8 protein-coding genes are annotated in these 13,105 nt (G+C 73.9%); 7 read left to right on the plus strand and 1 reads right to left on the minus strand.

Annotation, left to right across the window (positions count from 1 at the left end; genetic code table 11):
• Positions 1-71: 71 nt before the first annotated feature.
• The 7 genes from JOF43_RS04870 to JOF43_RS04900 all read left to right on the plus strand — a co-directional run bounded on the left by JOF43_RS04870 (position 72) and on the right by JOF43_RS04900 (position 11,629).
• Positions 72-1,508, plus strand: coding sequence for a UDP-glucose dehydrogenase family protein (locus JOF43_RS04870; protein WP_209899891.1), 1,437 nt, complete (start codon positions 72-74; stop codon positions 1,506-1,508).
• 527 nt (positions 1,509-2,035) lie between these two features.
• Complete coding sequence (locus JOF43_RS04875) at positions 2,036-3,238, plus strand: glycosyltransferase family protein (protein WP_209899894.1); 1,203 nt, start codon at positions 2,036-2,038, stop codon at positions 3,236-3,238.
• Positions 3,228-4,529 carry a glycosyltransferase family 4 protein gene (locus tag JOF43_RS04880; protein ID WP_209899897.1) on the plus strand — a complete coding sequence of 434 codons (1,302 nt, stop codon included), beginning with the start codon at positions 3,228-3,230 and terminating at the stop codon, positions 4,527-4,529. Before JOF43_RS04875 ends, JOF43_RS04880 begins: the two co-directional genes overlap by 11 nt.
• Before the next feature lie 2 nt (positions 4,530-4,531).
• Positions 4,532-5,698 carry a glycosyltransferase family 4 protein gene (locus JOF43_RS04885; protein WP_209899900.1) on the plus strand — a complete coding sequence of 389 codons (1,167 nt, stop codon included), beginning with the start codon at positions 4,532-4,534 and terminating at the stop codon, positions 5,696-5,698.
• Positions 5,695-7,668 carry an ABC transporter ATP-binding protein gene (locus tag JOF43_RS04890; RefSeq protein ID WP_209899903.1) on the plus strand — a complete coding sequence of 658 codons (1,974 nt, stop codon included), beginning with the start codon at positions 5,695-5,697 and terminating at the stop codon, positions 7,666-7,668. Before JOF43_RS04885 ends, JOF43_RS04890 begins: the two co-directional genes overlap by 4 nt.
• A complete protein-coding gene (locus JOF43_RS04895) occupies positions 7,665-10,187 on the plus strand; it encodes a phosphotransferase (RefSeq protein WP_209899904.1) in 2,523 nt (840 codons plus the stop codon). The genes JOF43_RS04890 and JOF43_RS04895 overlap by 4 nt, the downstream gene beginning before the upstream one ends.
• Complete coding sequence (locus JOF43_RS04900; protein WP_209899906.1) at positions 10,184-11,629, plus strand: UDP-glucose dehydrogenase family protein; 1,446 nt, start codon at positions 10,184-10,186, stop codon at positions 11,627-11,629. The genes JOF43_RS04895 and JOF43_RS04900 overlap by 4 nt, the downstream gene beginning before the upstream one ends.
• Positions 11,630-11,905: 276 nt before the next feature.
• Here the strand turns inward: JOF43_RS04900 and JOF43_RS04905 are convergent, their stop codons facing one another.
• Positions 11,906-12,730, minus strand: a complete 825-nt coding sequence (locus JOF43_RS04905) for a hypothetical protein (RefSeq protein ID WP_245354014.1) — start codon at positions 12,728-12,730, stop codon at positions 11,906-11,908.
• Between the last annotated feature and the right edge of the window lie 375 nt (positions 12,731-13,105).

Raw genomic sequence — 13,105 nt, forward strand, 5'->3', positions numbered from 1 at the left:
TGTCCGAGCTCCGCAGGGTCCGCCCGCCGGGCCGGTGTTCCTCCGGGGCAGTGCGAGAAAGCGGGTTCGCGATGAAGATCTCCGTCATCGGCGTGGGGTACCTCGGCGCCGTGCACGCCGCGAGCATGGCCGAGCTCGGTCATGACGTGATCGGTCTGGACATCGACGCCCCGCGCGTCCAGCGGCTCACAGCCGGGGAGGCCCCGTTCCACGAGCCCGGCTTCGCCGCGCTCCTGCGCCGCGGCCTGGACTCCGGCCGGCTGCGCTTCACCACCGATCACGACGAGCTGGCCGACGCCGACGCGCACTTCCTGGGGCTGGGGACCCCGCAGCGGGCCGACGGCTTCGGCGCTGACCTCTCCGCCCTGCATGCCGCCGTCGACGCGCTGGCCACCGTGCTGTCGCGGCGCGGCGGCACCCCCACGATCGTGGTCGGGAAGTCCACCGTGCCCGCCGGCACCGCCCGCGACCTCGCCGTCCGGCTCGAGCAGGTCCCCGGTGTGCGCCTGCTGTGGAACCCCGAGTTCCTGCGCGAGGGCTATGCCGTGCGCGACACCCTGAGCCCTGACCGGCTCGTCTACGGGGTACGCCACCCCGAGAGCTCCGGGGCCGACGGCCAGGCCGGAGACGGGCAGAGGGCCGGCGCCGAGGGCGATGCGTCCGGGAGCAGCGAGCTCGAGGTCGGGATGCTCGACGCGATCTACGCCCCGTTGCTGGAGGCCGGAGTGACCCGCCTGGTCATGGGCTTCGAGGCGGCCGAGCTGGTGAAGGTCTCCGCCAACGCCTTCCTGGCCACCAAGATCTCCTTCATCAATGCGATCGCCGAGCTGTGCGAGGCCACCGGCGCCGATGTCACCGACGTGGCGGGGGCCCTGGGCATGGACGACCGGATCGGCGGCAAGTTCCTGCGCGCCGGGGTGGGCTTCGGCGGCGGTTGCCTGCCCAAGGACATCCGGGCCCTCATCGCCGGCGCCGAGGACCTCGGCCTGGGGCAGTCCGTCGGGTTCCTCCGTGAGGTCGATGCGATCAACCAGCGTCGACGGGTGCGCGTGGTGGAGATGGCCCGCGAGATGCTCGGCCCCCTGCGGGGTCGGCGCATCACCGTGCTCGGCGCCGCCTTCAAGCCCGACAGCGACGACGTGCGCGACTCCCCGGCGCTCGAGATCGCCTCCCGGCTGATGGCCGCCGGTGCGCAGGTGACCGTCACCGATCCCGAGGCACTGGAGAACGCCCGGCACCACGTCGAGGGCCTGGTCACCGTGGCCGACACCGCCGAGGCCCTGCGCGGCGCGGAGCTGGTGATGCTGCTGACCGAATGGCGACGGTACCGCGACCTCCACCCGGCCGAGGCCGCCGCCCTGGTCGCCGCCCCCCGGATCATCGACGGGCGCACCGTGCTCGACCCGCGCGCCTGGCGCGAGGCCGGATGGGACCTGCGCGCACTGGGCCGGCCGGGTGACCCGGCGGCCTCGCCGGTCGCGCCCGTCCGGTTGCTCGCCGGGACTTGAGTGGCCCTCGTGCGGGTACTGGCGTTATAGCGTGCGCTCTGGTCATATCGCCAGAGCGGTCTCCATAGCGCCAGTACTCGACCACATCGGGCCGTAGCCCCGCCGGTTTTGCCTCGCCGGTTCTGCCTCGCCGGACTTGCCCCGTCAGCTCGGTCTCGTCATTCGTGCCCGTCCGGCTGCCCGTCCGGTTGCTCGCCGGGACTTGAGTGGCCCTCGTGCGGGTACTGGCGTTATAGCGTGCGCTCTGGTCATATCGCCAGAGCGGTCTCCATAGCGCCAGTACTCGACCACATCGGGCCGTAGCCCCGCCGAATCTGCCCTGCCGGATCTGCCCCGCCGGGCTTGCCCCGTCAGCTCAGCCCCGCCGGATCTGCCCCGCCAGCTTGGCCCCGCCGCCTCGGCCACCCCGGCCCCGCCAGCACAGGCCGGGCCCGCTCGTCTGAGAAAGTCCTCATCGGCGGCTCATCGTCACCTCATGGCTGGTTGCGATTCTCCTGGTGTTCATCCACGAGGCAGGAGGGCCAGCCATGGCGGAGACCACGATCGCGCTGTACTCCCACGATTCGGTGGGACTCGGCCACGCCCGGCGCAATCGGGCGATCGCCTATGCGCTGGCCGAGCATCTCCCCGCGCTGACCGGCACCGCGGTACGAGGGTTGCTGATCGCCGGCCACCCCGACGCCGGGCGCGACCCCCTCCCGCCCGGCTGGGACTGGATGATCCTGCCGGGACTGACCCGACGCGGGGAGGGCTACGCCCCGCGCCGCCTCGGCACCGACGCCGCTGCACTGCGGGACCTGCGCAGCGCCACCATCGACGCCGCCCTCGCCGCGCTCCGCCCGGACCTGCTTCTCATCGACCGGCACCCCTTCGGCATCGACGGCGAGCTGCTGCCCGTGCTGCACAACCAGCGCTCCCGCGGCGGCGCCGTCGTGCTCGGTCTGCGCGAGGTCCTCGACGCCCCGCGCGTCGCGGCCCAGGAGTGGGAGCGTCTGGGCGGCGCCGCGCACGTGGCCCGCCACCTCGATGCCGTGTGGATCTACGGCGACGAGCACGTCTACGATCCCCGCCGTACCGGTGAGCTGCCGCGCCCGCTCGCCGAACGGGCCACCGCCACCGGCTACCTGGGCCGCGGCCGGCCCGCCGCACGCCCCTCCGCTGCCGGCCGTCCCCCGGTCACCCCGGCGCCCCCGTACGTGCTGACGGTGCTCGGGGGAGGTTCCGACGGCGCCGATCTCGCCCACCTCGCCGTGACCGCCGAGCTGCCCGCGGGCCACCGCCACCTGCTGATCACCGGCCCCCAGATGGCCTCCGAGGAGATCGCCGAGCTGCAGCAGCTCGCGGATGAGCGCACCACCGTGGTCCGCAGCGCCCCCGACGTGCCGGAGCTGATCGCCGGGGCCGCCGCCGTGGCGTGCATGGGCGGCTACAACACGGTGGCCGAGCTGCTGGTCACCGACACCCCCGCCCTCGTGGTGCCCCGGAGCCGTCGCCGCCTGGAGCAGCCCCGTAGGGCCCTCGCCCTCGCCGCCGTCGGTGCTCTCGAGACCCGCGAGATCGCTGCGCTGACCGCGCCGGACCTGACCGGCTGGTGGCACCGGGCCGTCACCACTGTCACCCCACGCGACGGCATCGACCTCGACGGCCTGACCGTCGTCCCCCAGCTGGCCGCGGCCCTGCTCGAGGCCGCCGCCCCGACCCCCGCAGAGGTGAGCATCCATGCAGTCTGAGACGCCCCGCCGCATCGGCTACGTCCTGAAGATGTACCCCCGCTTCTCCGAGACCTTTATCGTCTCCGAGATCCTCGCCCGCGAGGCAGCCGGGGAGCAGATCGTCATCTTCTCCCTGCGGCCCCCGACCGACGCCCGCTTCCACCCCGAGCTCGCCCGGGTCCAGGCGCCGGTGATCCCCGTCGGCCGGTCCTCGAGCCCCCGCCGGTTCTGGGAGACCTGGCGCGAGGGCCTGGCCGACCCGCGGATCGCCGCCGGCCTCGCCGCGAGCCTGGACGACCTGGTCGCGGGGGAGGCCGACGAGGCCGAGCAGGCCATCACCGTGGCCCGCCTCGCCCGCCAGCACGGCGTCACCCACCTGCACGCCCACTTCGCCTCGATGGCCACCACCGTCGCCCGCCTCGCCGGGCAGCTGGCAGGCCTGCCCTACTCCTTCACGGCGCACGCCAAGGACGTCTTCCACCGCGACGTCGAGGACGCGGACCTCTCCCGCAAGCTGCGCGACGCCCACCACGCCGTCACCATCAGCCGGTACAACCTCGATCACCTGCGCGAACGCTTCGGCGACGCTGATGTCGGGCACCTGGCACTGGTGCGCAATGGTCTCGAGCTCGAGCGCTTCCCGTACCTCCCGCGCCCCGGGATGCGGGAGGTGCCGCGCCTCCTCGCCGTCGGCCGGCTGGTCGAGAAGAAGGGCTTCGCCCACCTGATCGACGCCGTCGCCGCGCTGCGGGAGGCGGGGACCCCGGTCCGGGCGGAGATCGTCGGCGACGGACCGCTGCACGAGGACCTCGCCGCGCGCATCGCGCACCACGGCCTCGGGCAATCCGTCCGGCTGCTGGGCCCGCGCACCCAGGAGGAGGTGCGCACCCTGCTGCAGGAGGCCGACCTCTTCGTCGCCCCCTTCGTGATCGCGGAGGACGGCAACGCCGACGGCCTGCCCACCGTGCTGCTGGAGGCCATGGCCAGCGGCATCCCCTGCATCGCGGCGGACGTCACCGCGGTGGGCGAGGTGGTCCGCACCGGGGAGACCGGCTGGCTGATCCGCAGCGGTGAGACCGCCCCGCTCGCCACCGCGATCCGCGACGCGATCGCCGCGGGGTCCGAACTGCGCCGCCTGACCGATGCGGCCCGCGAGCTCATCGAGACCGAGTACGCCTCCGAAGGGCAGGCAGCCCGCCTGCGCGCGCTGGTCGAGGCGGATCATCCCACCTCCTCCGCGCCCACCGCCGTCCCGACGCCCCGATCGGTCCTCACCGCCGACGGCGCCGTCCCCACCCCGAGGAGCTGACCATGCGCATCGCCTACATTCTGCTCGACCCCGGCATCGGGGTGTTCGGCACCAAGGGCGCCTCCGTGCACGTCCAGGAGGTCATCCGCGCCCTGCGCTCCGATGGCCACGAGGTCACCGTGCACTGCACCCGCGTCGACGAGCACATGCCCGCCGATCTCTCCGATCTCGAGGTGCGACGCCACCGCCTGCCCCGGGGCACGGGCGCCGAGCGCGAGCAGGCCGTCGCCGCGGCCGCCGCCGACATCGCCGCCGAGGTCGCCACGGGCGGCTTCGACCTCGCCTACGAGCGCTACTCGCTGTTCTCCGACGCTCTCGCCCGTCTCGCGGATCCCGCAGCCGGCGCCCCGGTGCCCGGGATCCTGGAGGTCAATGCCCCGCTGATCGAGGAGCAGCGGCGGCACCGCCACCTGCACGACGACGTGGCGGCGCTCGGTGCGACCCGTGCCCAGCTGCACGCAGCCCAGGTGGTCTCCTGCGTGTCCCCGGCCGTCGCCGAGTGGGCCCGCGGGCAGGGTGCCCCGGCCGAGCGCCTGGTCGTCACCCCCAACGGCGTGAACACCTCCCGCATCACCCCGCGCGCGCACGATCTGGCCGGCGGGACAGAGCTCGCCGACCCGTCCGCACCCGTGACCGTCGGCTTCGTGGGCACCCTCAAGCCCTGGCACGGCACCGAGCTGCTGCTGCATGCCCTGGCCCGCACCCGCGGCGACCTGCGCCTGGACATCTGCGGCACCGGCCCTCAGCAGGAGGAGCTCGCCGAGCTCGCCACCGAGCTCGGCCTCGCCGATCGGGTGCTGCTGCGCGGCGCCGTCGCCCCCGAGCGGGTGCCCGCGGTGCTGCACGGGCTCGATCTGGCCGTGGCCCCCTACCCGGCCGCCGAGCACTACTTCTCCCCGCTGAAGGTCTACGAGTACCTCGCCGCGGGCCTGCCCGTTATCGCCTCGGCGATCGGAACCCTCCCCGAGGTGCTGCGCCACGGGGAGCTCGGCGTCCTCGTGGAGCCCGGGGACGTGGACGCCCTGGCCGCCGCCCTCGACGAGCTGGCCGCGGACCCCGCCCGCCGCGCCCGTCTGGGACGCGCCGCCCGCGAGGCCGCGCTCACCGAGCACGACTGGCGCAACCGCTGCCGCGCGCTGCTGGAACGGGTGGAGGTGCCGGTCGCATGAGCGCCCCTGCCCGCTCCTCGAAGGACCGCATCGACCCGTCGGCCCTGCGCCGCACCCTGCAGATCGTCCGGCCCCACCTCCCGCGCCACCTGCTGCTGTGCCTGCTGGGTCTGGTCGCGCTGCTCGCGGACGTCGTGTTCCGCGTGCTCGAGCCCTGGCCCCTGAAGTACGCGATCGACGCCGTGACCGCCTCCCTCGGCACCTCGATGCCCGACGCCACCCCCTTCGGTCTCGACCTCACCGGGACGGTGATCGCCGCGTCGCTGGGACTGGTGGTGATCGTCGCGGGCCGCGCGGTCACCAACTACCTCTCCACCGTCGCCTTCGCGAAGGTCGGTGCGCGGATCGCCACCGAGCTGCGCACCCGGGTCTTCGACCACGTCCAGGCCCTCTCGCTGCGTTACCACCAGAAAGCCTCCATCGGCGACACCTCCCAGCGCCTGGTGGGGGACATGGGCCGCCTGCAGGACGTCGCCGTCACCGCCGGGCTGCCGCTGGTGGGAAACGTGATCACCCTGGTGGTGCTGCTGGCGGTGATGACGATCCTGGAGCCGACGCTGGCCGCGATCGTCGTGGTCGCCGCGATCGGGTACCTGCTGCTCTCCCGCAGCTCCTCCCCGGACATCGTCACCGCCTCCCGCAGCACCCGCAAGGGCGAGGGGTCGCTGGTGGGCGCCGCTGCCGAGGCGCTCTCGGCGATCCGCGTGGTCCAGTCCTACGGGCTCGAGAAGACCGTCGCCCACGAGTTCGCCGGCGGCAACGAGAAGGCGATGAAGGCGGGCGTGAAGGCCAAGCGCCTGGCCGCCGCGCTCGAACGCTCCACCGACATCCTGGTGGGGATCGCCCAGGCCGCGGTGCTGGTCTCGGGTTCGTTGCAGGTGCTGCGCGGCTCCATGACCCCCGGCGACCTGGTGCTGTTCATGATGTACCTCAAGATCGCGATGAAACCTCTGCGCGACATGGCCAAGTACACCGGGCGCATCGCCCGTGCCACCGCCTCGGGCGAGCGGATCGCGGACCTGCTCGACGAGCAGATCGAGATCGAGGACCCGACCCACCCCGTGCCGCTGCGCGGCGCCCCGGGCTCGGTCGCGCTCCGCGGGATCCGCTCCCGCGACGGCCACGGCCGGCCCCTGTTCGAGGGTCTCGACCTGAGCATCCCCGCCGGTCAGCACGTGGGCGTCGTCGGCCCCTCCGGCGGCGGGAAGTCCACGCTCGTGTCCTACCTGATCCGCCTCTCTGAGCCCGAGGACGGGACGATCCTGGTGGGCGGGCACGACATCCGCAGCGTGGCCCTCGAGGACCTGCGCCGCCACCTCTGCGTCCTCCCGCAGGAGTCCGTGCTGTTCTCCGTCTCCGTGCGCGAGAACATCCGCTACGGCCGCCAGGACGCGACCGACGCGGAGATCGAGGAGGTCGCCCGACGCGCCGGGGCGCACGAGTTCATCGCCGGACTGCCGCAGGGCTACGACACCGTGCTCGGCAACCGCGGCGACACCCTCTCCGGCGGCCAGCGCCAGCGCATCGCGATCGCCCGGGCGCTCATCCGCCGCTCGCCCGTGGTGGTGCTCGACGAGGCCACCACCGGCCTCGACCCCGCTTCGAAGGCCCAGGTGGGCGAGTCCCTGCGGGAGCTCGCGCGCTCGAGGACGACGATCTCGATCACGCACGACGCCAGTGCCGTCGAGGGTCTGGACCGGGTGCTGTGGCTCGAGGACGGCGCGATCCTCGAGGACGGCAGCCCCCAGCGGCTCGCCGCCGATCCCGGCTCGCGCTTCGCGCGCTGGCTGCTCGAGCAGCGCGCCGCCGAGCGGGACGAGCAGGGGGAGCCCGCTGCGCAGGATGACGTGGCGGTGCAGAACGCCCCGAGCTCCGGGGGCGACGCCGGCGCGGAGTCCGGCGGGGGAGCGGACGACGAGGACGTGTGGGGCCTCGGCGCCCCGGTCCTCCCCGGGGAGGTCCGGTCATGACCGCCACCGCCCGCACCGTCCTGGAGCCGACCGCGCTGCTGACGGCCTACGCCGACCTGCCCGGGGCCGAGCGTCTGCTGGCGTCCGGCGCCCTCTCGGACCTGCATCACCAGGAGCTCACGCTCACCCGCGGTCGCCTCAAGCCCGACGCGAGCGTTCTGGTCTCCCACCGCCGGACCGCGCTCGGGTCAGACCCTGTCGCGACGAACGGCGGATCCGTCGGCCACGCCGGGAACGGCCCCGGAGGGGCGGAGACCGTGACCGGCTCCGAGACGTCGGCCGCCCCCGGGGACGCGCTGGCCGACGTCGGCTGGACGCTGCTGGTCGCCTCCCGCGACAAACGGGACGGGGCGCTGCGGCGAGCAGCGCGGTCCGGGGTGCCGCTCACCGAGCACGCGGGACCCGCCGGTGGTCCCTACCTGCTCAGCGGCGGGATCGAGGCGGATCCGCGCATCGGCCGCGCGGCACACCGGGTGCTGCGCTCCGTCCGGGACGACCTGCCGCGCGTGCTGAGCTTCAACCCCGCCCGCCACGCCGTCCTGCACCTGCCGACGACCGGGCAGGTGCTGCGCCTCGCGGCCCGTCCGCTGGAGGACATCGCCCGCCTTACGCGGTCCTGGCTCGCCCTCGGCGTGCCCACCCTCGCGCAGCGCCCCTGGCAGGAGGAGCCGTCGGTCCTGGTCGGCGAGCACTGGGGCGACGGGGACCTCGCCCGGCACGCCGACCACCCGCAGGCCGTCCCCGCAGCGGCCGCGACCGGGGAGGCCCTCGCCCGGCTCCACGGCGCCGCGCTCGCCGGTGACGACCTGCCTCCGGCGCGCCTCGGCGCCCCGGTGCCCGAGGTCCTGGACGCGGTCGCGCAGATGCTGCCGGGCAGTGCCGGCACAGTGCACCGGCTCGCGCTGCAGCTGCGCGACCGGCTCCCCGCGCGCCCCCGGCACGGCCTGATCCACGGTGACCTCTCCCCGGACCAGGTGCTCGTCGACCTCGATCCGTCGGCCCCGCAGATCCGTCTCATCGATCTCGACCGTTCCGGGAGCGGCCCGCTCGGCGCCGATCTCGGTGCCTGGCAGGCCTCCTGCTTGGTCGCCGGCGACGACGATCTGGCCACCGCGCTCCTGGACGGGTATGCCCGCGAGGGTCACCTTCCCGCCGCCGAGGAGCTGGCGGTCTGGACCGCCCGGGCCCTGATGGCCGCCGCGGCCGATCCGATCCGGCGCTTCCAGCCGGGCTGGCCCGCCGCTGTCGCGCGCCGGCTGGAGCTGGCCGAGGAGGTTCTCGCCGCACCGGAGACGCTCCCGCTCCCGGGGCGTCCCACGCCGATCCTTCCCGCGTCCGTCGGCGCTGCATCCGTCGTCTCCGCGTCCGGTTCGGCCCCCGTCGTGCCTGCAGGTGGCCCGGCACCCGTCGCCGCCGCGTCCGGTTCGGCCCCCGTCATCCCCGCGCGGGTCCTGCTCGGCGCCACCTCGTGGGAGGTCGCTCGGGCCTGGCCCGACGACGGCCGCGGTCTCCCGCTCGAGCTGCATGGTGAGGGCGAGCTGCGCGGTGAGGGCGAGCTGCGCGGCGCGCGTCTGGACCCCACCACCGGCAGCGTCACCGTGCTCGAACCGGGCACCGACCCCCGCCTGCCCGGACTCTCCCGCTGCCTCGCCGAGCGTCCGGAGGGTCAGGTCGTCTCCCACCGACCGGGCAAGCGTGCCGTGGTCCGGATCGGGAGCGGGGACGATCCGGGCGGCGAGCGGTACGTGAAGATCGTCCGCCCCGGGCGCGCCGGCCGGATCCACGTGGCCCTGACCCGCGCCGGCTCCTTCGACGGCCCGTTCCGCCTCCAGCACGAGGTCGCGGCCGACGAGGAGTCCAGCACCACTGCCGCCCTGGCCGGGCGCACCCTCCACGAAGGGCTTCCCCTCGCGGACGGCACCTGGCGCCGAGCCTGGCGCGGCACCGTCGACGCCTGGGCCGCCGCCCTCGCCGCCGCCCCCCGGTGCCCCGAGGGCGGCACGGTCCACGGCCCCGCCGAGGAGATCGCCGTGCTGACCACCTGGCATGAGCGGGCCGCACTCGTCGACCCGGCGGGGATCACCGTGCGCGAGCGGGCACTCGACTCGGTCCGGAACGAGCTGGCCAGGGTCGACGCTTCGCGGCGGCCGTCGCTTATCCATCGCGACCTCCATGACAAGCAGATCCTCCACGCCCCCGGGCTCGCCCCCGGTCTGCTCGACGTGGACACCGTCGCGTTCGGCGATCCCGCCCTCGACCTCGCGAACCTGCGCGCCCATGCGAGCTGGAGGGAGCTGCAGGGGATCTGGAGTCCCGAGCACGCCCGGATCGCGCGGGAGGAGATCGATGCCGCCGCCGTGCGCAACCGGATCCCGGCCGCGACCCTCGCTGCCTACGAGGGCGGCACCCTGGCGCGTCTGGCCTGCGTCTACGCCTTCCGGCCCCGGTGGCGCAACCTCGCGCGATCCCTCGCCGCCGATCTGAGAACCACCCCCGATGAGAGGACAGTGACGTCATGACCCCGAAGATCTCCGTGATCGGGATCGGCTACCTCGGAGCCGTCCACGCCGCCAGTATGGCCGAGCTCGGCCACGACGTGATCGGCCTGGACGTCGACCCCGAGCGGGTCGCCGCCCTGCAGGCCGGGCGGGCCCCCTTCCACGAGCCCGGCTTCGACGAGCTGCTCCGACGCGGTCTTGCCAGCGGGCGTCTGCGCTTCACCACCGACTACGCCGACCTGGCCGGGGCCGAGGTGCACTTCCTGGGGCTCGGCACCCCGCAGCGGGCCGACGGGATGGGCGCCGACCTCAGCCACCTCCGCACCGCCGTCGCCGCGCTCGCCGCCGTGCTGCCCGCCCGCGACGGGGCCGACACCCTCGTGGTCGGCAAGTCCACCGTCCCGGTCGGCACCAGCCGCGAGCTCGCCGAGACGCTGGAGCAGGTCGCGGGCGTGCGCCTGATGTGGAACCCCGAGTTCCTGCGCGAGGGCTTCGCCGTCCAGGACACCCTGACCCCGGACCGCCTCGTCTACGGCATCCCGGATCCGGGGGTCCGTGACCAGCGGGTGGAGATGCTCGACGCGATCTACGCCCCCTTGCTCGAGGCCGGAGTGACCCGCTTGGTCATGGGGTACGAGGCGGCCGAGCTGGTGAAGGTCTCCGCCAATGCCTTCCTGGCCACCAAGATCTCCTTCATCAATGCGGTCTCCGAGATGTGCGAGGCCACCGGCGCGGACGTCACCGACGTGGCGCGGGCCCTGGGCATGGACGACCGGATCGGCAGCAAGTTCCTGCGCGCCGGGGTGGGCTACGGCGGCGGTTGCCTGCCCAAGGACCTCCGCGCCTTCCTGGCCAGTGCCGAGGAGCACGGGGTCGGTGAGGCCCTCGGGTTCCTCCGCGAGGTCGACGCCGTCAACGAGCGGCGCCGCACCCGCGTGGTCACCCTCGCCGAGGAGATGCTGGGCGAGCTGGCCGGACGACGTATCACCGTGCTCGGGGCGGCCTTCAAACCCGACAGCGACGACGTGCGCGACTCCCCGGCCCTGGACGTCGCTGCCCGGTTACTGGAGGCCGGGGCCGATGTGCGCGTCACCGATCCGGAGGCCCTGGCCGGGGCCACCCGGCGCCTGGGCCCGGAGCGGGTGGTCGCCGGGACGACCGCGGCGCTGCACGGGGCGGAGCTGGTGGTGCTGCTGACCGAATGGCGCGAGTACCGCGACCTCGATCCGGCCGCAACCTCCGAGCTGGTCGAGGCACCGCGGATGATCGACGGCCGCAACGTGCTGGATCCCCGGGACTGGGCCGAGGCGGGCTGGGAGATCCGCTCCCTGGGGCGCGCACCCACGCCCCGCCCCGCCCCGAGGCCGACCCCGCTGCCCTCCGGGCAGCGGGTCCTCGCCGGCACCACGCCGTCCCGGCAGGACATTGCCCTGGCAGCAGCTCGGCAGCTCGCTCGGGCCTGAGGCGCACGCCGGCCAGAGCGCGCCGCGCCCAGTGGCGGCGTTCCCGGTCGAGTACCGGTGCTCCCCGTGCGGGGGTGCCGTCCCTGGTTGGCGGGTGCTGTTCTGACGAGTACTGGCGCTCTGGCATGTGCACTGGTCATATGGCCACTGCGCATGCTCTGGCGCCAGTACTCGACCACTTACCCTCCGTCGGGGTGCCTGCCAGCTCCAGACTGGCGCGCCGAGCACAGGGCAGCACCTCGAGGGCGGCGTCCACGAGTGCGCGACTGACCGGCCTCAGCGGGGGAGCTTCTTGCGATGGTCGCGCCGGCGGAGAGCGGTCAGCAGATGCTCCGACGTGGCTTCCCACTCGAGGAAGACCTGCTCCCAGGTCAACCTGGTCACCACGAAACCCAACGCGCGAAGTCGCAGGTCACGGGCGCGATCTCGGTGGAACTGTTCGAGATTGTCGTGATAGCGGACGCTGTCGCACTCGATGATCCAGTTCGTGCCGAGCTTCAGGTCCACTCGGCCCACTGCCGGGATCCACACCTGAGGGACGACTGTGACCCGCAGGGACTCCAGCCACCAGCGCACAGCGGTCTCGGTACCGGACTCCGCACGGGAGGAGAGACGGCTGAACGGGGTGCGCAGCGTCCGGGGGAGCCCGGCCACGCAGCGAGCCACGGCATCCATGGACAGCTTCCTGCGATGGAGTGCGGACTCGAACAGGATCGCGGCCTCCGGTGCCGACAGGCATCGCGCCGCATGGTCGAGGGCGAGCGGCAGGGCGGCGACAGGGTCGGTGTCGGGCCAGCAGCGCAGCCCCCGGCCGTGACCGACCTCCTCTTCCCCGAGCTGATCAGGGCTCAGGCCGCGCGGCCGATACACATGTGCCCCCGAGTGCAGCGGGGTCCACAGGCCGTGGTGCTCGGCGGCCGTCAGGCAGGTGGCGCGAGCTCCGCGCTGCAGGATCGGCAGGAGGTCCTCGGGGGCCTCGGGCGTGACATACCACGTGGCGACACGCCGGACGCGGCCCTGTCGGAGAAGCCGCCGGCGCTCCGTCTCGGAGATGCCGCGGAGGGGCAGATCGCGCCGATGGACGATTCCTCGGATCCTCATCCCCGCAGTACAGCCGGATCTCAGAAGGCGGCGGGGGATGAGCGCGGCAGCTGTGGACGAGGCACCTCGGGGGAGGAACGGCCCTGGCGTCCGGCGGGATGGTGGCGGAGCGCCCGGGGAACCTGGGCTGGTGCGGAGGGGGTGGCTGGGGTCGAGTACTGGCGCTCTGGCATGTGCACTGGTCATATGGCCACTGCGCATGCTCTGGCGCCAGTACTCGACAGGGACCCAGGCGTGATGGCGGAGCTCACCAGGTCGTCGCTCAGCAGCTAGCAGCCCGCGGGCACCATCCAGTCCGCAGCCCCCAGCCTGCTGGCCGCTGGCCCAGCCCCCAGCCCTCAGCTGGCTGGCCCGCAGCCCGCAGCCCCCAGCCCC

The organism is Brachybacterium sacelli, from assembly GCF_017876545.1.
Lineage (GTDB): Bacteria > Actinomycetota > Actinomycetes > Actinomycetales > Dermabacteraceae > Brachybacterium > Brachybacterium sacelli.